Source organism: Marinospirillum alkaliphilum DSM 21637 (assembly GCF_900119735.1).
GTDB classification, from domain to species: domain Bacteria; phylum Pseudomonadota; class Gammaproteobacteria; order Pseudomonadales; family Halomonadaceae; genus Marinospirillum; species Marinospirillum alkaliphilum.
In genome coordinates, this window is sequence record NZ_FPJW01000015.1 from 15,638 (window position 1) to 35,196 (window position 19,559).

General features: G+C 54.1%; 26 protein-coding genes and 1 pseudogene. 11 read left to right on the plus strand and 16 right to left on the minus strand.

Translation table 11 applies throughout. From position 1 onward, the window contains the following. Window positions 1-26 precede the first annotated feature (26 nt). Window positions 27-743: a YebC/PmpR family DNA-binding transcriptional regulator gene (locus tag BT114_RS14520; protein ID WP_072327227.1), complete on the minus strand. Its 717-nt coding sequence runs from the start codon at window positions 741-743 to the stop codon at window positions 27-29. Window positions 744-1,010: 267 nt separating this feature from the next. Further along, window positions 1,011-1,073 carry a hypothetical protein gene (locus tag BT114_RS15345; protein WP_425434795.1) on the minus strand — a complete coding sequence of 21 codons (63 nt, stop codon included), beginning with the start codon at window positions 1,071-1,073 and terminating at the stop codon, window positions 1,011-1,013. Here BT114_RS15345 and BT114_RS14525 point away from each other — a divergent pair. The 4 genes from BT114_RS14525 to BT114_RS14540 all read left to right on the plus strand — a co-directional run bounded on the left by BT114_RS14525 (window position 1,048) and on the right by BT114_RS14540 (window position 5,267). Then, window positions 1,048-2,280: a sensor domain-containing phosphodiesterase gene (locus BT114_RS14525; RefSeq protein WP_425434796.1), complete on the plus strand. Its 1,233-nt coding sequence runs from the start codon at window positions 1,048-1,050 to the stop codon at window positions 2,278-2,280. The two genes, BT114_RS15345 and BT114_RS14525, sit on opposite strands and share 26 nt — an antisense overlap. Window positions 2,281-2,359: 79 nt before the next feature. Next, on the plus strand, window positions 2,360-3,883 hold the full coding sequence (locus BT114_RS14530; RefSeq protein WP_072327228.1) for a thymidine phosphorylase family protein: 1,524 nt from the start codon (window positions 2,360-2,362) through the stop codon (window positions 3,881-3,883). Beyond that, a complete protein-coding gene (locus BT114_RS14535; protein WP_084662312.1) occupies window positions 3,883-4,809 on the plus strand; it encodes a ribose-phosphate pyrophosphokinase in 927 nt (308 codons plus the stop codon). Before BT114_RS14530 ends, BT114_RS14535 begins: the two co-directional genes overlap by 1 nt. Further along, window positions 4,806-5,267 (plus strand): EVE domain-containing protein, encoded by a 462-nt coding sequence (locus BT114_RS14540; protein ID WP_072327229.1) that lies wholly within the window; start codon window positions 4,806-4,808, stop codon window positions 5,265-5,267. The genes BT114_RS14535 and BT114_RS14540 overlap by 4 nt, the downstream gene beginning before the upstream one ends. Here BT114_RS14540 and BT114_RS14545 read toward each other — a convergent pair. Next, complete coding sequence (locus tag BT114_RS14545) at window positions 5,256-6,584, minus strand: SLC13 family permease (RefSeq protein ID WP_072327230.1); 1,329 nt, start codon at window positions 6,582-6,584, stop codon at window positions 5,256-5,258. The genes BT114_RS14540 and BT114_RS14545 overlap by 12 nt on opposite strands. 230 nt (window positions 6,585-6,814) lie before the next feature. On the opposite strand from BT114_RS14545, the gene mqo reads away from it, so the two are divergent. Then, window positions 6,815-8,335, plus strand: coding sequence for a malate dehydrogenase (quinone) (gene mqo / locus BT114_RS14550; RefSeq protein ID WP_072327231.1), 1,521 nt, complete (start codon window positions 6,815-6,817; stop codon window positions 8,333-8,335). 98 nt (window positions 8,336-8,433) lie between these two features. On the opposite strand, the gene dcd is transcribed toward mqo, so the two are convergent. After that, the gene (dcd, locus tag BT114_RS14555) at window positions 8,434-9,000 is read right to left on the minus strand and encodes a dCTP deaminase (protein ID WP_072327232.1); all 567 of its coding nucleotides are present in this window, start codon (window positions 8,998-9,000) and stop codon (window positions 8,434-8,436) included. 101 nt (window positions 9,001-9,101) lie between these two features. On the opposite strand from dcd, the gene xthA reads away from it, so the two are divergent. The 4 genes from xthA to BT114_RS14570 all read left to right on the plus strand — a co-directional run bounded on the left by xthA (window position 9,102) and on the right by BT114_RS14570 (window position 11,769). Beyond that, window positions 9,102-9,917, plus strand: coding sequence for an exodeoxyribonuclease III (gene xthA, locus BT114_RS14560; RefSeq protein WP_072327233.1), 816 nt, complete (start codon window positions 9,102-9,104; stop codon window positions 9,915-9,917). Beyond that, window positions 9,917-11,143: a methyltransferase gene (locus BT114_RS14565; RefSeq protein WP_072327234.1), complete on the plus strand. Its 1,227-nt coding sequence runs from the start codon at window positions 9,917-9,919 to the stop codon at window positions 11,141-11,143. Before xthA ends, BT114_RS14565 begins: the two co-directional genes overlap by 1 nt. 60 nt (window positions 11,144-11,203) lie before the next feature. Then, the gene (locus tag BT114_RS15000) at window positions 11,204-11,362 is read left to right on the plus strand and encodes a hypothetical protein (RefSeq protein WP_177247108.1); all 159 of its coding nucleotides are present in this window, start codon (window positions 11,204-11,206) and stop codon (window positions 11,360-11,362) included. Between the two features lie 176 nt (window positions 11,363-11,538). Next, window positions 11,539-11,769 (plus strand): hypothetical protein, encoded by a 231-nt coding sequence (locus BT114_RS14570; protein WP_072327235.1) that lies wholly within the window; start codon window positions 11,539-11,541, stop codon window positions 11,767-11,769. A gap of 5 nt (window positions 11,770-11,774) precedes the next feature. Here the strand turns inward: BT114_RS14570 and BT114_RS14575 are convergent, their stop codons facing one another. The 7 genes from BT114_RS14575 to BT114_RS14605 all read right to left on the minus strand — a co-directional run bounded on the left by BT114_RS14575 (window position 11,775) and on the right by BT114_RS14605 (window position 15,283). Then, the gene (locus BT114_RS14575) at window positions 11,775-12,239 is read right to left on the minus strand and encodes a methyltransferase family protein (protein ID WP_084662314.1); all 465 of its coding nucleotides are present in this window, start codon (window positions 12,237-12,239) and stop codon (window positions 11,775-11,777) included. 11 nt (window positions 12,240-12,250) lie between these two features. Then, entirely contained in the window at window positions 12,251-12,469 is a 219-nt protein-coding gene (locus tag BT114_RS14580; protein WP_072327236.1) for a DUF6500 family protein, read from the minus strand. Between the two features lie 41 nt (window positions 12,470-12,510). Next, the gene (locus BT114_RS14585) at window positions 12,511-13,038 is read right to left on the minus strand and encodes a hypothetical protein (protein WP_072327237.1); all 528 of its coding nucleotides are present in this window, start codon (window positions 13,036-13,038) and stop codon (window positions 12,511-12,513) included. Between the two features lie 154 nt (window positions 13,039-13,192). Further along, a complete protein-coding gene (locus BT114_RS15005) occupies window positions 13,193-13,384 on the minus strand; it encodes a VOC family protein (protein WP_072327238.1) in 192 nt (63 codons plus the stop codon). After that, entirely contained in the window at window positions 13,381-13,704 is a 324-nt protein-coding gene (locus tag BT114_RS14595; RefSeq protein ID WP_072327239.1) for an antibiotic biosynthesis monooxygenase family protein, read from the minus strand. Before BT114_RS14595 ends, BT114_RS15005 begins: the two co-directional genes overlap by 4 nt. Window positions 13,705-13,706: 2 nt before the next feature. Next, the gene (locus BT114_RS14600; RefSeq protein WP_072327251.1) at window positions 13,707-14,780 is read right to left on the minus strand and encodes a hypothetical protein; all 1,074 of its coding nucleotides are present in this window, start codon (window positions 14,778-14,780) and stop codon (window positions 13,707-13,709) included. 2 nt (window positions 14,781-14,782) lie between these two features. After that, window positions 14,783-15,283, minus strand: a complete 501-nt coding sequence (locus BT114_RS14605; protein ID WP_072327240.1) for a hypothetical protein — start codon at window positions 15,281-15,283, stop codon at window positions 14,783-14,785. Between the two features lie 146 nt (window positions 15,284-15,429). On the opposite strand from BT114_RS14605, the gene BT114_RS14610 reads away from it, so the two are divergent. Both BT114_RS14610 and BT114_RS14615 read left to right on the plus strand, forming a co-directional pair. After that, window positions 15,430-15,672 carry a type II toxin-antitoxin system ParD family antitoxin gene (locus tag BT114_RS14610; RefSeq protein WP_072327241.1) on the plus strand — a complete coding sequence of 81 codons (243 nt, stop codon included), beginning with the start codon at window positions 15,430-15,432 and terminating at the stop codon, window positions 15,670-15,672. Then, complete coding sequence (locus BT114_RS14615) at window positions 15,669-15,956, plus strand: type II toxin-antitoxin system RelE/ParE family toxin (protein WP_072327242.1); 288 nt, start codon at window positions 15,669-15,671, stop codon at window positions 15,954-15,956. The genes BT114_RS14610 and BT114_RS14615 overlap by 4 nt, the downstream gene beginning before the upstream one ends. Before the next feature lie 36 nt (window positions 15,957-15,992). Here the strand turns inward: BT114_RS14615 and BT114_RS14620 are convergent, their stop codons facing one another. The 5 genes and pseudogenes from BT114_RS14620 to BT114_RS15210 form a co-directional block, all read right to left on the minus strand. Further along, window positions 15,993-16,346: a ribbon-helix-helix domain-containing protein gene (locus tag BT114_RS14620; protein WP_072327243.1), complete on the minus strand. Its 354-nt coding sequence runs from the start codon at window positions 16,344-16,346 to the stop codon at window positions 15,993-15,995. Window positions 16,347-16,368: 22 nt separating this feature from the next. Then, window positions 16,369-16,932 carry a DJ-1/PfpI family protein gene (locus tag BT114_RS14625; protein WP_072327244.1) on the minus strand — a complete coding sequence of 188 codons (564 nt, stop codon included), beginning with the start codon at window positions 16,930-16,932 and terminating at the stop codon, window positions 16,369-16,371. An 83-nt stretch (window positions 16,933-17,015) separates the two neighbouring features. Beyond that, complete coding sequence (dbpA, locus tag BT114_RS14630) at window positions 17,016-18,398, minus strand: ATP-dependent RNA helicase DbpA (RefSeq protein WP_245770459.1); 1,383 nt, start codon at window positions 18,396-18,398, stop codon at window positions 17,016-17,018. A gap of 78 nt (window positions 18,399-18,476) precedes the next feature. Next, on the minus strand, window positions 18,477-19,148 hold the full coding sequence (locus tag BT114_RS14635) for a helix-turn-helix transcriptional regulator (RefSeq protein WP_245770460.1): 672 nt from the start codon (window positions 19,146-19,148) through the stop codon (window positions 18,477-18,479). Window positions 19,149-19,462: 314 nt separating this feature from the next. Beyond that, window positions 19,463-19,559, minus strand: a pseudogene (locus BT114_RS15210) (electron transfer flavoprotein subunit alpha/FixB family protein); the annotation flags it as partial.

Sequence of the window (19,559 nt, forward strand, 5' to 3'; positions counted from 1 at the left end):
ACCACCTCCGATGCTGAATGACACCCTTAGCACTGGGCGTTGTGATACACGTTCTGCACATCATCCAGATCATTCAACAGATCCAGGAACTTCTCAAACTGAGGCACATCATCACCGCTCAGCTCAGTGATGGTCTGCGGCAGGAACTGAATTTCATCAACAGCAAAATCAATATCACCAAAGGCTGCCGTCAGTGCGGCTTTGGCCTTGGCGTATTCAGTGTGAGGCGCAAAAACGGTGATCTGGCCGTTTTCATTTTCGATGTCCGTGACGTCCACATCGGCTTCCATCAAGGCTTCCAGCACCGGCTCTTCATCATCACCGGCAAAAGCCAGAATGGCACTGTGGTCAAACATGTGGCTGACACTGCCCGGTGTGCCAATCTTGCATTTCACCTTGGTGAAACACTGGCGCACATCACCGAAGGTGCGGTTGGGGTTGTCGGTCAGGCAGCTGACAATCACCATGCAGTTACCGGGACCAAAACCCTCATAACGGGCAACAGCAAAGTCTTCACCACCGGCACCCTGGGCCTTTTCCAGCGCCTTTTCGATGACGTGACTGGGCACCTGATCTTTTTTGGCCTTTTCCAGCAGGCCGCGCAAGGTCAGGTTACCGGAAGGATCGGTACCACCGGATTTGGCACAGGCATAAATTTCGCGGCCGTATTTGCTGTAAATCTTGGTTTTGACAGCAGCGGTTTTGGCCATGGATTCTTTACGGTTCTGAAAAGCGCGACCCATCTTGTCATCCTGTTTAAGTGTCGAAATAAAGGCGCTATTTTATGCGCAGACAGCCCGTTATGCCATCTTAAATACCTGCACCAGCAGCAGGCTTACCCCCAGAATCAGACATACAGGCGCACCACAAAGGTGCAAGTGTAGGCTTTACGACAAGTGCTCATCCCTTATTGATGGTTTCTGGCCCTGTTTTTGCATTTCTTCTTGGCACCATGCGCAGCAGTCATGACTGATCTGCGACAAATCCCTGCAGTGTTGTCCACTCATGGATCATGTTATTTTAAATACAAGGTTAACCATGAAATACATCGAGCTGCCTTTCAGCCAGATCACAGCCAGCCAGGGTAAAAAAGCTGCAATGAGAATCCACAGCCACTTCCAACCCATTGTCAGCCTGACACACAGGCGGGTGGTGGGTTACGAGGCACTGCTGCGTGCCGTGAGCGCGGATCAACAACCCTGCTCACCGCTGGAAGCCTTTAATCACGCACTGTTAAATAACCGCGTGCAACAGTTTGACCGCGAATGCATTGCCAGCCACCTGCTGAATTTCGGGCGCATGCAAACCGAAGACCAGTGGTTGTTCCTGAACCTTCGCAGCGAAACCATCAACCCCACCAACCAGCGCGCAGATCTGCTGGAAAAATTCCTGCGTCGCCGTGGTCTGGGTACTGAACGCATGGTGCTGGAAATCCTTGAGGATGCTGTGTCCGATCCACTGCAACTGCAGGATTTTGTCAGCCATTACAAAGAAGCGGGCTTCCTGATTGCCATTGATGACTTTGGCACCGGTCAGTCCAACTTTGACCGCATCTGGCAACTGGAACCCCACATCGTCAAGCTGGATCGTTCGATGCTGGTTAATGCCCGCAACAATCCACGCCGTCAGCGCTGGCTGGCACGCTGTGTGGCACTGCTGCGTGAAACCGGCGCACTGGTTCTGCTGGAAGGTGTGGAAACCGAAGCCGATGCCCTGCTGGCACTGGATAGCGAAGCAGATCTGGCGCAAGGCTTTTATTTTGCTCGCCCCACCAGTGATGGCCAGTATGATGAGCAGCAGCTATCCCGCTCCATTCAGTCACTGCACCAGCACACCCTGAAAGAACAGCTCAGCCGCCAACACAGCCAGTCACGCAAGAAAATTCACCTGCAACAGCTACTGGATCAAACGGTTAAAAGCCTGGAGCAGAACATCGACTTCAACCAGGCCACCTTGCCACTGCAACAGCATGAAGCCATTGACCGCATCTACCTGCTGGATGCAGCGGGTGTGCAGATTGTTGAAAACCTCAGTACCCGACCGGAAAACACCACCGCAACCTATGCGCCGCTCAATCGTGGCGTGGGTGCCTTGTGGGCCAGAAGGGGCTATTTCCGTAGTGCACTGGAACACCCCGGCCAGATGCAGATCTCCGCGCCCTATCTGGGCCTGCCGGATGCCACTCTGGATGTCACCCTGTCGGTGGCACTGCGGAGCGGTGATCCATCACGCCTGGTGGTGCTCTGTGCTGACCTTCCTGCCAGCTGGATGGAAAACTGATACATTAACCACAACACTTGCCCCTTTGCGGTGCAACTCCTAAGATTGCCTCAAGACCTTCACTTTCAAGGATTTTTGCATGGCAGTCACACAACCCAGCGACGGTCTGGCCTACCCGCTCAAGCCCGTTCGTCTGGGCATCGACACCCACCAGGAACTGGTGGTTTACCTGCGTCGCAACAGCCACGTCTGCCGCTCGGAAGGTTTCACTTCCAGCAGCAGGGTGCAAATACGGGTGGGTGAACGCTGGATACTGGCCACCCTCTCGATCATCGACAATGACCAACTGCTGCAACCCGGTGAAATGGGGCTGTCCGAATCCGCCTGGAAAAAGCTTGATCCACCACCGGGCAGTGAAGCCCAGGTGCGCCATGCTGACCCGGTGTTGTCACTCAGCCACCTGCGCCACAAGGTTTATGGTCACCGCCTGAATCAGGAGCAAACCCAGGCCATCATTGATGACATCGTGGCCGGGCGCTATTCCGATGTGCACCTGTCCAGCTTTGTCACTGCCTGCGCGGGCAACAGTCTGGATCAGGATGAAATCATTGCCCTGACAACCGCGATGCTGAAATCCGGCCGCAAGCTGGATTGGGGCCATCAGCGGGTGGTTGATAAACATTGTGTGGGTGGCCTGGCCGGCAACCGCACCACACCCATTGTGGTGGCAATCGTAACGGCCTGTGGCGGCATCATGCCCAAGACCTCTTCACGTGCCATCACCTCACCGGCAGGTACCGCCGATACCATGGCCACCATGGCCCCGGTGAACCTGGATCTGAAAACCCTGCGCAAGGTGGTCACCGAACACGGCGGCTGTCTGGCCTGGGGTGGTTCGGTTAATCTTTCCCCTGCCGATGATGTGCTGATCCGTGTTGAACGCATGCTGGATCTGGACAGTGAAGGCCAGATGGTGGCTTCGGTATTGTCCAAAAAGGCAGCCGCTGGCTCACATCATGTACTCATTGATATCCCCATCGGCCCTACTGCCAAGGTACGCTCAGAAGAAGCGGCTGACCTGCTCAGTCGCCACCTGATAGAAACCGGCAAGGCACTGGGTTTGGATGTCAAAGTGGTCCGCACCGATGGCACCCAGCCGGTCGGTCGTGGCATTGGCCCGGCACTGGAAGCCAAAGACCTGCTGGCAGTACTGCGTAATCAGCCGGAAGCACCGCAGGATCTGCGTGAACGCGCCTTGTTCCTGGCTGCTGAACTGCTGGAAATGGCCGGACTCTGCGAGCCCGGAAAAGGCCTGCAAAAAGCCACTGAAACCCTGGATTCAGGTGCGGCCCTGAAAAAGTTCATTGCCATTTGTGATGCCCAGGGCGGTTTTACTGAACCCAACATGGCCCCCTACCAATACAACTGGCAGGCAACCAAAAGTGGCCGTATCACCGGTATCGACAATCGACAATTGTCACAACTGGCCAAACTGGCCGGGGCACCGGAAGACCCCACCGCTGGTGTCACGCTGGAAGTGAAACTGAATACCTCCATCAAACCCGGGCAGTTATTGCTGACCCTGCATGCCGACAGCCCCGGTGAACTCCAGTACGCGGTGGACTTTCTGGAAGCTCACCCGCAGATGATCGAGATTTCCTGATGAAACAACCGCTAGTGCTTAATCTGGATGCCCTGTTCGAGCAACAGGGACAACCAGCCTCCACTCTGGCCAAGGCTTTGGCCGAACAGCTGCAGGCTGAAATCGGAACCCTGGATTATCGCCAGTTTCCTGATGGAGAAAGTTACCTGCGTGTTGACAGCCCGGTCGGTGGTCGTGATTGCCTGGTGGTCTGCAGCCTGCATGACCCCAACCCACGTTTTCTACCGCTGATTTTTGCTGCTGAAGTACTGCGGGAACTGGGTGCCAGTCGCATCGCGCTGGTTGCACCCTATCTGTGTTACATGCGTCAGGACAAACGCTTCCAGGCCGGCGAATGCATCACTTCACGTCATTTTGCCGCACTGATCTCACGCAGCTTTGATTTTCTGATCACGGTGGATCCACACCTGCACCGTTATCAAAGCCTGGATGAAATTTACGGCATCCCCAGCCTGGCACTGACCTCAGCCGCCAGTGTGGCTCGCTGGCTGCAGCAAACCGTCAAAAAACCCCTGCTGCTGGGCCCGGACAGTGAAAGTGAACAATGGGTGGCACAGGTGGCACAATTGGCCAACGCACCCTTTGAAGTACTGGAAAAGGTACGCAGCGGTGATCTGGATGTAGCGGTTTCCGTACCCCATGTGCAGCAGTACCTGGATCACACCCCGGTACTGGTGGATGACATCATCTCCAGTGGCCGCACCCTGTTGCAAACTGTGGAGCACCTGCAAAAAGCCGGTATGAAACCAGCCATCTGCATTGGCACACACGGCCTGTTTAGTGCGGGTGCCTGGGAACTGCTGCAACAGGCACACACCAGTGCCGTGGTCACCAGCAACTCGGTGCCTCATCCATCCAATGCCATTGATCTGGCACCAGCGCTGGCGGAAGGTCTGCAGCAATGGCTGGAGCACAAAACAGCATGAACACCTGGCTGATGAAAAGTGAGCCGGACGAATGCGGCATCGATGACTTTGTGGCAGCCCCTGACACGCCCATTCGCTGGGATGGAGTCCGTAATTACCAGGCGCGCAATTTCATGCAACAGATGCAGTTGGGTGATCAGGTGTTTCTTTACCATTCCAGCTGCAAGGATATCGGCATTGCCGGGTTGATACGTGTTTGCCGCACGGCCTACCCCGACCCAACCCAGTTTGACCCCGAATCCCACTACCACGATGCCAGAAGCACTCAGGACAAACCTCGCTGGCAAGCCGTGGATCTGGTGCTGGAAAAAAAGTTTGCCGCCCTGCTGCCGCTGGAAATCCTGAAACAACTGCCAGAATTGGCTGACTGCCCTTTAGTCAAAAAGGGCAATCGCCTGTCGGTGATGCCGATCAGCACCACCGAAGCAGCAGCCATCCTGGCCGCCTCAAAGGAATAGAGCGATGGCCGCAGCAAGCACCAGCGTTGGCCAGGCCATCAGCGTCACCCAGCCACCATTCACGATCATCGACCGCTGACTGACCTTGCCACTGCCAAAAATAATGGCGTTGGGCGGTGTTGCCACCGGCAGCAGGAAAGCGCAGGAGCAGGCCACCGCCACCATCACGGCAACCACCACCGGATTGATGTCCGGTGTCATGCCGATGAACAGCGGAATCAACAATGCCGCACTGGCGGTATTACTGGCCACTTCGGTCAGCGCCATGGCAAAAATCACCATAATGGCCAACACCAGCAACGCTGGCAGCAGTGCAAAACCACCACCCAGCAGGGCTGCCAGCCAGGCACCCGCACCACTGGTCGACAGGGCTGCACTCAGCGTGATGCCGCCACCAAACAGCAACAACACCCCCCAGTCGGCACTTTTTTCAATTTCGCGCCAACTGGCCAGTCCGAAGGTATGTAAAAGCAATAAAGCCAGCAGTGCCACCGCAGCATCATAACCCTGGCTTATACCCACAGCCTTACCGAGGGGGGCACCAAAAACCCACAGTGCCACTGTCAGCAGAAACACCAGCAGCATGCCGGTATGAGATCGGCTCCAGGCCATTTCCACTTCCAGCACACTCACTTCAGCCTTCAGCGCCGGTTTCAATGCCTTGCGCAGTACCAGATCCATCATCGGTAACAACACCAACGCCAACGGCAGGCCCCACATCAGCCACTGGCCGAAACTGATACCCACTGCCGCCGCTGCTATGGCATTGGGCGGACTGCCCACCAGCGTACCGATACCACCAATATTGGCGCTGAAGGCCACCCCCAGCAGCACATACAGCCAGGTTGCACGGTAGCGCTCATAATCCAGCGGTGCCAGCAAACCCAGTGCCAGCGGCAACATCATCGCTGCGGTGGCGGTATTACTGATCCACATCGACAACAATGCTGTCAGTGCAAACAACCAGCGTGCAGCTCGCCCCACCTCACCTCCGGCACGGCGCATCACCCAGGCCGCCATCCAGCGATCCAGCCCTTGCTGACGCAAACCGGCGGCCAGGGCAAAACCACCCAGAAACAGGAAAATGATTGGATCAGAAAAATGCGACAGGGCTTGCGGCAAGGTGAAAATGCCGGTCACCGCCGCCAGAAAGGGCACCAGCAGTGCCGTGACACTGACATGCAGGGCTTCAGTCAGCCACAACCAGGCAATCACCACCAGCAAGGCCAGCCCGGCTGCTATCTTGTCATCCAGCGGGGCAAAAAAACGTATGGCCAGAAAAGCACACAAGGCCAGCAAGCAATGAACAAGGCGCACAACAACTCCTGATTCCACATGAAAAAATGCTGTGAATTCTAGCCTTTAGTCTTATTTCATGCAGGAAAAAATTGCAGCAAAACGTAACGCAGTCGCGAAACAGGCGAAACTTGCAGCCTAAATTGATGTCATAACCCCTGTTTATGGCCTATTCCACTATAGGTGGATTGATTGTCGCAGGGGTCCACCTATAATCGCGACCAGAATAAACTGGACGGGGTAACATTTAGATGACAGCAAAGAAAGTGGATGTGCTGCTGGTTGGTGCCGGAGCCATGAGCTCAACACTCGGTACCCTCCTGAAGCAACTGGATCCCTCCCTTACCATTGCGATGGTTGAGCGCCTTGATCAGGTCGCTCAGGAAAGCACTGATGCCCTAAACAATGCTGGTACCGGTCATGCTGCCTACTGCGAGCTGAACTACACACCAGTCAAAGCGGATGGCAGCATTGATACCACCAAGGCCTTCAACATCAACTCAGCGTTTGAGGTCAGCCTGCAACTCTGGTCTTACCTGGTTGAAGAAGGTGCTCTGCCAGAACCTACCCGTTTCATCAACACAGCGCCACACTGCAGCTTTGTCTGGGGCGATGAAAACGTTGATTTCCTGCGCAAGCGTTATGAAACACTGCGCCAGCATCACCTGTTCAGTGACATGGAATACAGCGAAGACCCGGCTGTCATCAACCAGTGGATGCCACTGGTGATGCAAAACCGCAAGCCCGGTGAAAAAGTTGCTGCAAGCCGTGTAGCCTATGGCTCAGACGTCAACTTCGGCGAACTGAGTCGTGCCATGGTCAGCACCCTGCAACAGCAGGAAGGTTTTGATCTTTACCTGAATACCCAGGTTGAAGACCTTGACCAGCAAAAAGACAAGAGCTGGCAAGTCAGTCTGAAAGATCACAATAACGGCAAGCGTCTGAGCATCAATGCCCGCTTTGTATTTATCGGTGCCGGTGGTGCCGCCCTGACACTGCTGCAGAAATCCGGCATCAGTGAAGGCAAGGGTTACGGCGGTTTCCCCGTCAGCGGCCAGTGGCTGATCTGCAACAAGCCGGAAATCATCGAACAGCACCACGCCAAGGTCTATGGCAAGCCGCCTTTAGGCGCGCCGCCCATGTCCGTACCGCACCTGGACACCCGCGTGATCAATGGTAAAAAAGCCCTGCTGTTCGGACCCTTTGCCGGTTTCACCACCCGCTTCCTGAAAAAGGGCTCCATCCTGGATCTGCCCTTCTCCATCCGCCCCAACAACCTGCGCCCACTGATGTCTGTTGGCATCAACAACATGGATCTGACCCGCTACCTGATCAGCGAGTCACTGCAGTCTCATGAAGCCCGTGTTGCCTCACTGCGCAAGTTCTTCCCGGATGCCAAAGAAAGCGACTGGCAGCTGTCCATTGCCGGTCAGCGTGTACAGATCATCAAGAAGGATGAAAAAGGCGGTGGCAAGCTGGAGTTTGGTACCGAGGTGATTGTTTCTTCCGACAAGACCATCTCTGCGCTGCTGGGTGCCTCTCCAGGTGCCTCCACTGCCGCCCAGGCCATGCTGAGCGTGATTGAACGCGCCATGCCGCAACTGCTGGAAGGTGAAGGCAGCGAACGCATTCGTCGCATGATTCCTTCTTACAAGCAATCACTGATCGACAATGCTGAACTGCTGAAAACCGTGCGTGAGCGCACCCTGCGGGTACTGCAACTGGGCGAAACCCAGGAAGAAGCACCCAGGCAGGCCATTAACAGCAACTGAGTTAACCGCGCCAATAAGAAAACCCGCCGACTCAGGCGGGTTTTCTGTTTCTGCATCAGAGCAACAAAGCAGCCAGGCCATATTACCGGCAGCTCCGATCAGGTGCGCGGCAGCGTCACTCCGGTCTGCCCCTGATACTTGCCACCCCGGTCCTTGTAAGACACATCACAGATTTCATCACCGCCAAAAAACAGCATCTGTGCCACCCCCTCGTTGGCATAAATCACTGCCGGCAGTGGTGTGGTATTGGAAAACTCCAGGGTCACATGCCCTTCCCACTCAGGCTCCAGCGGGGTGACATTCACAATGATGCCACAACGGGCATAGGTGCTCTTGCCCAGACACACCACCAGCACATCCCGAGGAATGCGGAAATACTCCACCGTACGCGCCAGTGCAAAAGAATTGGGTGGAATGATGCAGCGGTCACCCTTCACTTCCACAAAGCTTTTGTCATCAAAATTCTTCGGATCAACAATGCTGGAATTGATGTTGGTGAAGATCTTGAATTCATCGGCACAACGCACGTCATAACCATAACTGGACGTACCGTAGGAAATGATCTTGTGGCCGTCCGCTTCACGCACCTGACCCGCTTCAAAAGGCTCGATCATGCCTTTTTCCCGTGACATCCTGCGTATCCAGTGATCCGATTTGATGCTCATGTTGCTCCCCGAAAGGCAATGAGTGAATCCCGTAAAAAAATCCGCCCTATTCTAGCAGATCAAAGCTGCTAAAATCCTTGCTTTTGCTACAAGGCCAAGTCATGAAAATCATCAGCTTCAACATCAACAGCCTGCGCGCCCGCCTGCACCAGCTCGAAGCACTGATCAACAAACACCAGCCGGACGTGATTGCCCTGCAGGAAACCAAGGTCAACGATCCGGATTTTCCACTGGCCGACGTTGAAGCCCTGGGGTATCACGTCGATTTTCACGGGCAGAAAACCCACTATGGCGTGGCAACCCTCTCCAGAGTTGCACCCACGCGGGTACAAAAGGGTTTCCCGACAGACGATGAAACCGCTCAGCGTCGCCTGATCATCACCGAACACACCTGCCCGGATGGCCAGCCGCTGACCCTGATCAACGGTTATTTCCCCCAGGGTGAAAGCATCAAGCACGAAGTGAAGTTTCCGGCCAAACGCCGCTTTTATGCCGACCTGCAACAATTGCTGGAAAGCAGTTATACACCGGAGCAGCGGGTGCTGGTGGTGGGTGATTTCAACATCTCCACCACTGATCTGGACATTGGTATCGGTGAAGCCAACCGGGTGCGCTGGTTAAAAACCGGCAAAACCAGTTTCCAACCGGAAGAACGCGAATGGATGCAGCGCCTGCTGGACTGGGGACTGATCGACAGCTACCGCCAGCAAAACCCAGACAGTACTGAGTTTTACAGCTGGTTTGATTACCGCAGCAAGGGCTTTGAAGACGATCCCAAACGTGGTCTGCGCATTGACCTGCTGTTGGCCAGCACAGCCCTGGCACCCTTGTGTGTGGAAACCGGCATCGACTATGACATTCGCGGCATGGACAAACCCTCGGACCATGCCCCGGTGTGGAGCCGTTTCCAGTTCTGATGAACACCATCACACCAGACTGGGCAGAACGCTGGGAACAGCTGGATGCCTGGCTGCATCAACACCAGGTGTTGTGGCACAGCCAGCCTTTCAGCACCCCCGAACCGGAGTGGGCTGACCATCATCCGGCGCTGGCCGCCTGGCTGGAACAACTCGATGACATCAGCTGCCAGCAGCATGAACAACAGCCGGATGCATTGATTGACCCCTTGAGCAGGTGGCTGCCCAGCCTGACTCAGTATCAGGCATTGCTGGCGGTACCCGTAATGGAAGGCCCGGATTGCAGTCTGCCGGAAAGCCTTGCCAAGGCCATGCCGGGGCGCAAACGCCAACAGGCCGGTGCGTTTGTTGGTGCCCTGCTGCCCCTGCAGAGTTCGGTGTTTGACTGGTGTTGTGGCAGTGGTCATCTGGCGCGTACCTTAATCAACACCCCAGCCCCGCACACACCCGGCAGCGTTACCGGGCTGGAATGGGATCAAGCCCTGGTGCAGAAGGGTAATCAGCTGGCCAGGGCTTCCGGTGATGCGGTACAGATCAAGCAGCAGGATGTCATGCAGCTGGGCGATTTCTGGCCGTTGGAGCCCCACGGAGTCGCTTTGCATGCCTGTGGTGACCTGCACCGCCAGCTGATTCGTCAGGCCATCAACCAACACCTGCCACGCCTGAGCTTTTCGCCCTGCTGTTATCACCTGACCTGCCTGCCGCAATGGCAGCCACTTTCCAGGCAGGCTCAGAACAGCCTGCTGAAAGGATTGGATCGCCAGTTGTTACGCCTGGCCGTGCAGGAAACCGTCACCGCACCGGAGCGTGTCACCCGTCAGCGCCATCAACTGAATCTCTGGCGACTGGCTTTTGATGGCCTGCAACGCCAGCTGCGTGGGCAGGATCGCTACCTGCCACTGCCTTCGGTTTCACCTACCCTGCTGCAAGGCAGTTTCACTGATTTTTGCCGCTGGGCAGCCAATGAAAAACAACTGGAACTGCCCACAGTCATTGATGAACAAAACTGGCTGGCGTATGGCAAAAAACGCCTGCAACAGGTGCAGCGCCATGAACTGCTGCGCCACCTGTTTCGTCGTCCGCTGGAACTCTGGCTGGTACTGGATTATGTACTGGCCTTGCAGGAAACAGGTTATCAGGTCAGGCTTGGCACCTTCTGCGACCGCCAGCTGACACCACGCAACCTGTTGATTGATGCAAAGTTTCCTGACAACAACCCGCTTTGAAAGCAGAAGTCAGCGAATACTGACAATATAAACAGTATGTATTAATAGCCAGTTGCCTATATGCAACAGGACGACCTGCTGTTTTCCATCCATTGCCGCGCACCCTTGCAGCGTGCTGATGAGTACCAGCCCATCTTTCAGGGCATCCTGGACAGCCTGCGCCTGATCCTGCTGTCAGAAGACCGACCAGCCACACTCGCCCTGAAACAGGTCATCTGACCCACAGCACCACAAGGCTTTCAGCCTGGCTGCCGGAAGGCTGGACACCCATCGAAGAAAAACCGGAAACCCTGTGATTTTACGGCCCGGCATCAGCCGATCATGCCGGTTACCAACCCACCTTCAGCATCACCCTGGCCGAACCCCAGGACTACAGCGATGGCTGGTTGCAGCGCATGGTGGACGAGCGCGTGGATCAACTGCAAGATGCTGCCGACTACCAACTGCTGGATTATCGCTGGCAAGCCGACGATGATCATTACTTTCACCTGCTGCAGGTATTCATCCGCAGCGGTTATCGCAACTTCTACCTGATCAACGTAGCCACCCTGGAACCCCTGGCAGAACAACACCTGCCACTGTTTCACCAGATGCTCGAACAACTGAGGTTTTTACCGAGCCACTGACCTGGCTACAACCAGCGGCGCACCCGGTGCATGTAGTCAGCAAAAGGAGCACCAAACAATTTCAGCAGCGCCTGCTCTTCGGGATGGATCTGAAAGCGGCTCAGATACTGGCAAAACACTGGGATCAACAGGTAACCACTCAGCACCGACCACCAGGCAGCAACACCCAGCAGAGACACAGCCATGCCCAGATACATGGGATTGCGGGTGTATTTAAAAATTCCTGAATTAACCACACAGCTGGCCTGATGTGGCAGCAAGGGGTTCACTGTGGTCTGTGCCCGACGGAACTCCAGCACACCCATCAGGGCAATGACACCACCAACCACAAACAACAATACCGCCAGCCCCTGATGACCACGAAACGTCAGTTGCAACAAGGGCAAAACCTGTGAAACCAGCCAGATCAACAGGGCAAAAACCAACCAAACCGCCACGGGCGGCACCTTCAATTCCAGTTTCTGCAGCATAAAAAGCTCCTTCAAAGCTCCGCCTCAACCATACTTTTGATTTTCAAGGCCTTTTCAAAGTGATCTAGCTTATGGGTTTTTATCCACCAGGTTGCAGCTTCCATCAATAGCTCAGGGTTATCATTTTTATTGGCAAAAAATGCGTAAAAGGAAACACCAACTGATTCACCTTTAGCCACTATTTTTTTATCACAGACTGTGATTATTTTTTCACGCAAAGTACTTCTCATTCGCCCATTCCATTACGCTGTTGTAATCAGCAAAGGCATTATTAAGCCATTGCTTGTGCCTCTTTGTATTCACCAACCGAAGCCTGGATCACTGTCCGTGCAGTGATGGCTTCTTGCTCGTTTCGGGTTTCCACCACCAGCACAACATGACCATTGGCAATGGCATCAGCAACCAGATCTGAAAACCAGCCTTTTTTATTGCCTTCACCTGCCGTGGCACCCGCTGCAACCCCGATCAGACCACCAATACTTGCCCCCCAGCCCAGTAACATCAAAGGCGCAACTACCGGACTGGCAACAAACAGCGTCAAACTTGTCGCTGCCAGGGCAACACTACCGAGTGCGCCAACGCCAGTGCCCACTGCAGTACCAATTGCTCCATCCACCAACATGTCCTGCAGTGCACCATCACTCTTCACTTCCTCTGCCGGAGAAGAGGAAGTGGAACCGGTGACAAAGATTTTCATTTGTACGCGGGGCAAACCCTGGCTGACAAGAGTGGCGAGTGTGCTTTCAGCTTCTTCGCGCTGGGCAAAAAAACCGGATACGTGATGAAGGTATGCATTCATGATCTTTCTCCTGATAACGATCCGTGCAAGACGGATAAGCCACCAGTTTCAATATCAGATGCAAACGCGTCTGTACGACACCCCACTCAAAAAAATCTCAAGTCCTTGCCTTTCATTGAATTCACTTCGGTTTTCCTGAATGATTACTTTCTGCTCAAATCCATGCGTGAATTATCAGGCAAAAGCATGGGATTCCAGACCACTTCCCACAGATGCCCGTCAGGATCCTGGAAATATCTCCCCAGAAGGTTTCATGCGGCAGTTTCACCACCACTGCTCCGGCAACCTCTGCCTGAGCCATCCATTCATCCACCCCAAGGGTAATCACAGAAATACGGGGCTTCATGTCGTGGCACCATAATCCCGTTCAACTTTTGCAATTCTGGTCTTGAAGCTGGAATACCAGACCTGATGCCCCATTTGCTGAGCCACCTGATGCTCAGCATTGGCTTTCCAGCGCTGAATCGACTCAAGATCAGACCAGTAGGAAACAGTGATACCCACCCCTTCACGGGCTGACTCAAAACCCAGAAAACCGGGTTGCTCCGCTGCCAGAGCCACCATTTTTCTGGACATGGCATCATAACCCTTGTCCCCTTCTGTTCTCAGGGAGGTGAAAATCACTGCGTAATAAGGGGGTTCGGGGGTGTTTGCTATCAGCGGCATTCTCAACCTCGTTTCAGCCAGTGCATCTGTTTATAGTTCATTAAAACCACTCCAGCCAGACTGATCGTGAGTAACCAGAGAAAATCACCACCCAGCAGAAACCCCAGGCTGTAAATCGGTACGGTGAACAGCAGGCTGATCCAGAAATACAGGCGGTTTTTTCCCAGTAGCAGGTACAAGGGAACCACCAGGCCGTAAAACAACAAAAACGTCTTGTAGATCAGTTCGGTCAGCGGCAGGTCAAGCCAGGGCACCACCACCAGCACTCCAAAATTCAGCAAACCGATCAGCAGTAGCAGATAAAAACCACCCAGTCCCAGACTTACGCGCCAGGAAGCCGCTTGCAGGCATTGTGACTCCTTCAGGTGCAGCGCCGTAGTGAAAGCTGTTTGCAGGATAATAAAAGCCACCAGCGGCCAGACAACACCAACCGAAACCGGCTCTCCAGCCACCAGACGGGCCAGATCACGGCTGTAAAACAGCACAAAAACCAGCAGCACCAGAAAAAACACCCCAAACCCCAACCCAAAGCTCAAGCGAGGATTCGGGCTCTGCTGCCAGGCACGGTGAAAGGTTAAATCCAGATAAGGTGACAGGATAAATCCCAGAGCCAAGGGCAAAAGAGTATGCCACCAGCCGGGTTGCAACACCCCGGACGGCAGTTCAGGGCCGCTCGTCAGATACTGGCCTGCCAGCAGCATCGACAGCAGAAACACCCCGGTTGCCACCCAGGTGATCAGCCGATCTGCCCGATAAAACATCACCACCAGCGCCAGCATCACCAACAACAGCCACCAACCCAGCAATGCACTGATCCAGACGACAAAAAACAGCTGAAACGCAAGGGTGACCCGTGAAAACAACTTCAGCATCAAAGAATGGGATGCCAGAAAGACCTGCTGGCGTTGTTGGTTCATCACCCAGCCGAATGCAGCCGCTCCCAGCACATTGGACAGGGCAAAAACAGCCAGGCTGATCCAGCCATAATCCCGCAGCAGCAGCATCGGCAGAAAAGCACCAATGCACCACAGCCAGGATGAGGCCAGATAAAAGGCATACAACAGTGACTTAGGCACCTTCACTCCCCGACCGGCCAGACCTTAAAACCGATCTTGCCCGAACCGATGCGTTTGCCCGTGGTGGTTTTTGAAGTGGCCCGATACACCTTGATGGTCAGGTCCACCATGAACTTGCCACCGGCCGCCCGCTTCTTTTCAAGCTCTACCTGGTCCAGCTCCACCTTGTAAATCACCGGATCAGTGCTTGGCAGCAAAAAGTTATATTCCAGATGGGTGCACACCATCCGGTACTCACCCTGGGTCAACATGAATACACAAGCACCTGCCGCCAGCTCACTGTGAGCCAGAATGGCTGCACCCGACTGGCTGCCATACCAGTTGGTGTTAAAGCGGTTTCTGGGCAGGTAGGCGTAAAAATCAGCCGGATCGTAATTCACCTTCAACCTGCTGCGGGCAAGAAAAGGCATAAAAATCAAGGCCAGCAACTGATGTGCAAAAGCACTTTTCATGGTGAGCTTGTTGAGCCTGATTTCCCAGGCGGGCGGCAAGGCCAGAGGCATGAATGCATCCTGTTGATGTCAGCAAAAACAACAATCTACCACGCCGGTCAAGGTGTATGGCACCCAACAACAGGCTCTGTTTCTTGACCAAAATACCTACAGATACCAATATATAATATATGACGGTATCAATGCAGGTATAAAGCATGGCTAAAAACACTAGCATTACTCTTGGCGATCACTTCGAAAGCTTTGTTACCCAGCAAGTACAAAGTGGCCGTTACGGTTCCACAAGTGAAGTTATCCGCTCGGCTCTGCGTTTACTTGAAAACCAGGAAGCCAGACTGGAAACACTCAGACGACTGCTTGTTGAAGGTGAACAGAGTGGAGTGGCTGACTACGACCTGAATAGTTTCATCAATGAACTTGATAGTGAAGCTATGAGATGAAGCCTTTTGTGCTGACACAAGCAGCCCAAAACGACTTACGGGAAATAGCTCTGTTCACTCAGCGCCGCTGGGGTAAAGACCAGAGAAACGCTTATTTAAAACAACTTGATGACACTTTCTGGCTGTTGGCAGAAAATCCTGATATCGGGAAGTCATGTGATGAAATTCGCCAGAGTTATCGCAAATTTCCGCAAGGTAGCCACATCATATTTTTCCAGCAAATCAACAGCCATCAGATCAAAATAGTTCGGATATTACACAAGAGCATGGATGTGAACCTGTGACTTAATGCATAAAAAAGTTGCAGTCTTTCTCTTCAATCAATGATGTTTTCGGTTTCTTTCCCGCTGCAGGATGTCTGAGGCATTGAGTGAGGCGATGGTAATGCCTTTGTCGGTGGGGATTTCACCCTGAAGTTGCAGGTTGAGGTAGCGCAGGGCACAGACGCGCAGGAAGGAGGTGAAGTTGCCAAGGTCGTGCCCGACATCTATGGATTCGTGGTACAGGCGGGTGATGAGTTGAGGGGTGTTCATGCCATCGCGCTGGGCAATGTTTTCCAGAATGTGCCAGAAGGCATTTTCCATGCGAATGCTGGTGACCATGCCGTCAATGCGCAATGAGTGGGTTGCGCTTTTCCAGAGTTCCGGGTCGGCATTGATGAAGAGCTGACACATGACACCCCTCCTGTTGTGCAGGTTATTGCAGCAGTTGCTGGAACTGCGCCAGCCAGTCCGGATGCGCTGGCCAGGCCGGTGCGGTGACCAGTTTGCCATCGGTGACGGCCTTGTCGACGGCGATATCGGCATAACGGGCACCACTGAGTTCCACTTCCGGGCGGCAGGCCGGATAGGCCGAGCAGTGTTTTCCTTCCAGAACTTTAGCAGCTGCCAGCAATTGTGCACCATGACAGATGGCGGCCACGGGTTTGTCGGCTTCAAAGAAGTGTTGCACCATGCGGATCACATCCGGGTTGAGGCGCAGGTATTCCGGTGCACGACCACCGGGGATCACTAGTGCATCATAGTCACTGGCCTTGATGTCACTGAAGCTGGCGTTGAGGGTGAAGCGATGGCCGGGTTTTTCGCTGTAGGTCTGGTCGCCTTCAAAGTCATGAATGGCGGTGGCTACGCTGTCGCCGGCCTTTTTGTCGGGGCAGACGGCGTGCACCTGGTGTCCGAACGCCTGCAATGCCTGAAACGGCACCATGGTTTCGTAGTCTTCGGTGAAGTCGCCTGTGATCATCAGAATTTTCTTGCTCATGTCCGGGTCTCCTGTTGTTGTTCTACCCGGATCAAGCCTGCCACAGGGTTTCTGGGCAGTGGTATTAGGTGATTACTACCTGCTTAATTTTTCAGCAGGCGGGCACGGAAGTTTCTGCCCTTGAGTTTGCCTTCGGTCAGGAGTTGCAGTGCCGTTTTTGCCAGTTTGCGTTCCACTGCCACAAAAGAGCGGCGGTCAGTGACCTGGATCTTGCCGATCTGATCGCCCTGAAGCTGTTGGCTCGCGGTCAGTGCACCCAGGATGTCGCCAGGACGCAGTTTGTCTTTTTTACCACCATCAATCAGCAGGGTTTGCATGGCTGCCGGTGCCGGGTGGGTATGCAGCGCAGAGGGTTCCGGCAGGTCTTCCGGAATGATCGGCTGTTGCAGGTAGTCACTCAGGGCATCCAGCCGGAAGCTTTCAGCATCACTGAACAGGGTGCAGGCAACACCCTGTTCCCCTGCCCGTCCGGTTCGGCCGACACGGTGTACATGCACTTCCGGGTCCAGCGACAGCTGGTAGTTGAACACGGCATCCAGTGCGGCAATGTCGAGCCCACGTGCGGCCACGTCGGTGGCCACCAGAAGGCTGATGCTTTTATTGGCAAACTGAATCAGGGTCTGATCACGGTCTTTCTGTTCCATGTCGCCGTGCAGAGCCTGAGCACTGAATCCAGCCCGACTGAGGGCATCGGCCACCTCCTGGGTTTCCTTGCGGGTCGTGCAGAACACCACGCTGGAAACAGGTGCAAAGTGCAGCAACAGCAGCTGCAGGGCATCCAGACGCTGTTTTTCACTCTGCAGGCGATAGAAGTGCTGACGAATGCTGCTGGCATCGTGGGCGCTTTCCACAGTGATGCGCTCTGGCTCACGTAGCAGTCGCGCGGAGAGACTGGCAATCTTTTCCGGGAAGGTGGCACTGAACAGCAGCGTCTGACGTGCTTTCGGCAACTGCTCAACGATGGCATCCAGAGTGTCCTGAAAACCCATGTCGAGCATGCGGTCGGCTTCATCCAGTACCAGCAGATTGACCTGAGCCAGTTGCAGGTTGCCCTTGCGCAGGTGGTCATCGATCCGCCCCGGTGTACCCACAATAATGTGAGCACCGTGCTCCAGAGATTGTGCTTGCGGACCAAACGGCTGACCACCACAAAGGGTCAGCACCTTGACGTTGTGCATACCCCGCGCCAGGCGACGGATTTCACCGGCCACCTGATCGGCCAGCTCACGGGTTGGGCAAAGCACCAGCGACTGGATGCAGAAACGTTCCACTTCCAGCCTGTGCAACAACCCCAGTCCAAAGGCGGCTGTTTTACCGGAACCTGTCTTCGCCTGAGCAATCACATCCTTACCCTGCAACACAGATGGCAAGGCTTCTGCCTGAATCGGCGTCATGCTGGTGTAACCGAGGGTGTTCAGGTTGCTCAGCAGTTCAGGGCGCAGCGGCAGGGTGTCAAAGGCAGTCAAGGGCGTATCCGGCAGTCATCAGGGAAAGGGCGCGAGGGTAGCATAAAATGCCACTATCCGATAAGGATTTACTGCGATCTAACGAGCCAGCTCCAATAGTCTGCTCTGCAAACCAGGATCCAACTGTGTCATTTCACGGGCAATATTCAATTGCATGGTTGCCTGAGCTATATCCTGAATTGGTTGTTCGACCCTTTTGTTCTGCTTTTCCTGAAACCATTGTAAAACGCTGGATAAGTGCCAGATGGCTGTTGATCCGGAATGGATCGGTGCAGGAAAAGACTGGCTGTGTGCCAGCATGAGTTTTCGTATGCTCTGACGTGAAACGCCCATCACTATAGCAATGTCTGACAAACCAACCAGATCCGGTGTGGCTTCAGTCAGCCTAACACCTGGGATGGCCTGCTTTACATCTTCCAGTGCCGAGAACACAGCATTAAAAGCTGTGTCAGCCTCTCGGGAGAACTGTAGAGCAATCCGGCCTTTTATCCCTACACCAATCATTGCATCATCACAACCCGCAGCACCAAGCTGTTCAATGTAATCAGCCGCATCCTGTTCCAGCTCAGGTAGTGCAAACTTCAGCGTAAAATCAAACACGGCCATGGTGTTAACCTTTCTTTCTGCTGGTTGAAGAGTAAATGCAGTGATCCACGATACGCTGTATCTGGCGAGCATGGTTCTGTGGATTGCGAGGTGTACTCCATATCGATGCAATACAAAATTCGCCACAACGGCAATCACTGGCATTGTATGGACAGTAAATTTTGCCCCAGGCAATGACTGCCACCCGTTATGACATGCCATCCATGTGCCTCAGCGTAATGTAATGCAGCCTGTATTTCTTTATTAGGATGAGACTTCCGTGTCATTACATCATGTCCTCTTTAGTCTAGAAAGCCAACAAAAAGTTGTCAAATGACAACTAACGCTCAAAATCAGCCATTTCAATACAACACCTCCTTGTCAGATATTTATCATTTTCAAAGAGGATGCTTTCATTTTGCAATAAAAAAGACCAGCACGATGGCTGGTCTTTTGGGTTACCGCAGGGCTGTTTCAGCTTAGAGCTGTTGTTCCAGCGCCGGTACGGCTTCGAACAGGTCTGCCACCAGGCCGTAGTCTGCCACCTGGAAGATCGGGGCTTCTTCGTCCTTGTTG

Excerpts from the sequence above, each read along its gene's own strand:
- BT114_RS14610 (WP_072327241.1), top strand. The coding sequence starts at position 15,430 with ATGGCTAAAAACACTAGCATTACTCTTGGCGATCACTTCGAAAGCTTT.
- BT114_RS14595 (WP_072327239.1), bottom strand. The coding sequence starts at position 13,704 with ATGCCGCTGATAGCAAACACCCCCGAACCCCCTTATTACGCAGTGATT.
- mqo (WP_072327231.1), top strand. The coding sequence starts at position 6,815 with ATGACAGCAAAGAAAGTGGATGTGCTGCTGGTTGGTGCCGGAGCCATG.
- BT114_RS14520 (WP_072327227.1), bottom strand. The coding sequence starts at position 743 with ATGGGTCGCGCTTTTCAGAACCGTAAAGAATCCATGGCCAAAACCGCT.
- BT114_RS14615 (WP_072327242.1), top strand. The coding sequence starts at position 15,669 with ATGAAGCCTTTTGTGCTGACACAAGCAGCCCAAAACGACTTACGGGAA.
- BT114_RS14620 (WP_072327243.1), bottom strand. The coding sequence starts at position 16,346 with ATGTGTCAGCTCTTCATCAATGCCGACCCGGAACTCTGGAAAAGCGCA.
- BT114_RS14540 (WP_072327229.1), top strand. The coding sequence starts at position 4,806 with ATGAACACCTGGCTGATGAAAAGTGAGCCGGACGAATGCGGCATCGAT.
- BT114_RS15005 (WP_072327238.1), bottom strand. The coding sequence starts at position 13,384 with ATGAAGCCCCGTATTTCTGTGATTACCCTTGGGGTGGATGAATGGATG.
- BT114_RS14530 (WP_072327228.1), top strand. The coding sequence starts at position 2,360 with ATGGCAGTCACACAACCCAGCGACGGTCTGGCCTACCCGCTCAAGCCC.
- BT114_RS15000 (WP_177247108.1), top strand. The coding sequence starts at position 11,204 with ATGCAACAGGACGACCTGCTGTTTTCCATCCATTGCCGCGCACCCTTG.
- BT114_RS14605 (WP_072327240.1), bottom strand. The coding sequence starts at position 15,283 with ATGCCTCTGGCCTTGCCGCCCGCCTGGGAAATCAGGCTCAACAAGCTC.
- BT114_RS14570 (WP_072327235.1), top strand. The coding sequence starts at position 11,539 with ATGGTGGACGAGCGCGTGGATCAACTGCAAGATGCTGCCGACTACCAA.
- xthA (WP_072327233.1), top strand. The coding sequence starts at position 9,102 with ATGAAAATCATCAGCTTCAACATCAACAGCCTGCGCGCCCGCCTGCAC.
- BT114_RS14585 (WP_072327237.1), bottom strand. The coding sequence starts at position 13,038 with ATGAATGCATACCTTCATCACGTATCCGGTTTTTTTGCCCAGCGCGAA.
- BT114_RS14565 (WP_072327234.1), top strand. The coding sequence starts at position 9,917 with ATGAACACCATCACACCAGACTGGGCAGAACGCTGGGAACAGCTGGAT.
- BT114_RS14535 (WP_084662312.1), top strand. The coding sequence starts at position 3,883 with ATGAAACAACCGCTAGTGCTTAATCTGGATGCCCTGTTCGAGCAACAG.
- BT114_RS14625 (WP_072327244.1), bottom strand. The coding sequence starts at position 16,932 with ATGAGCAAGAAAATTCTGATGATCACAGGCGACTTCACCGAAGACTAC.
- BT114_RS14575 (WP_084662314.1), bottom strand. The coding sequence starts at position 12,239 with ATGCTGCAGAAACTGGAATTGAAGGTGCCGCCCGTGGCGGTTTGGTTG.
- dcd (WP_072327232.1), bottom strand. The coding sequence starts at position 9,000 with ATGAGCATCAAATCGGATCACTGGATACGCAGGATGTCACGGGAAAAA.
- BT114_RS14580 (WP_072327236.1), bottom strand. The coding sequence starts at position 12,469 with ATGAGAAGTACTTTGCGTGAAAAAATAATCACAGTCTGTGATAAAAAA.
- BT114_RS14635 (WP_245770460.1), bottom strand. The coding sequence starts at position 19,148 with ATGCCAGTGATTGCCGTTGTGGCGAATTTTGTATTGCATCGATATGGA.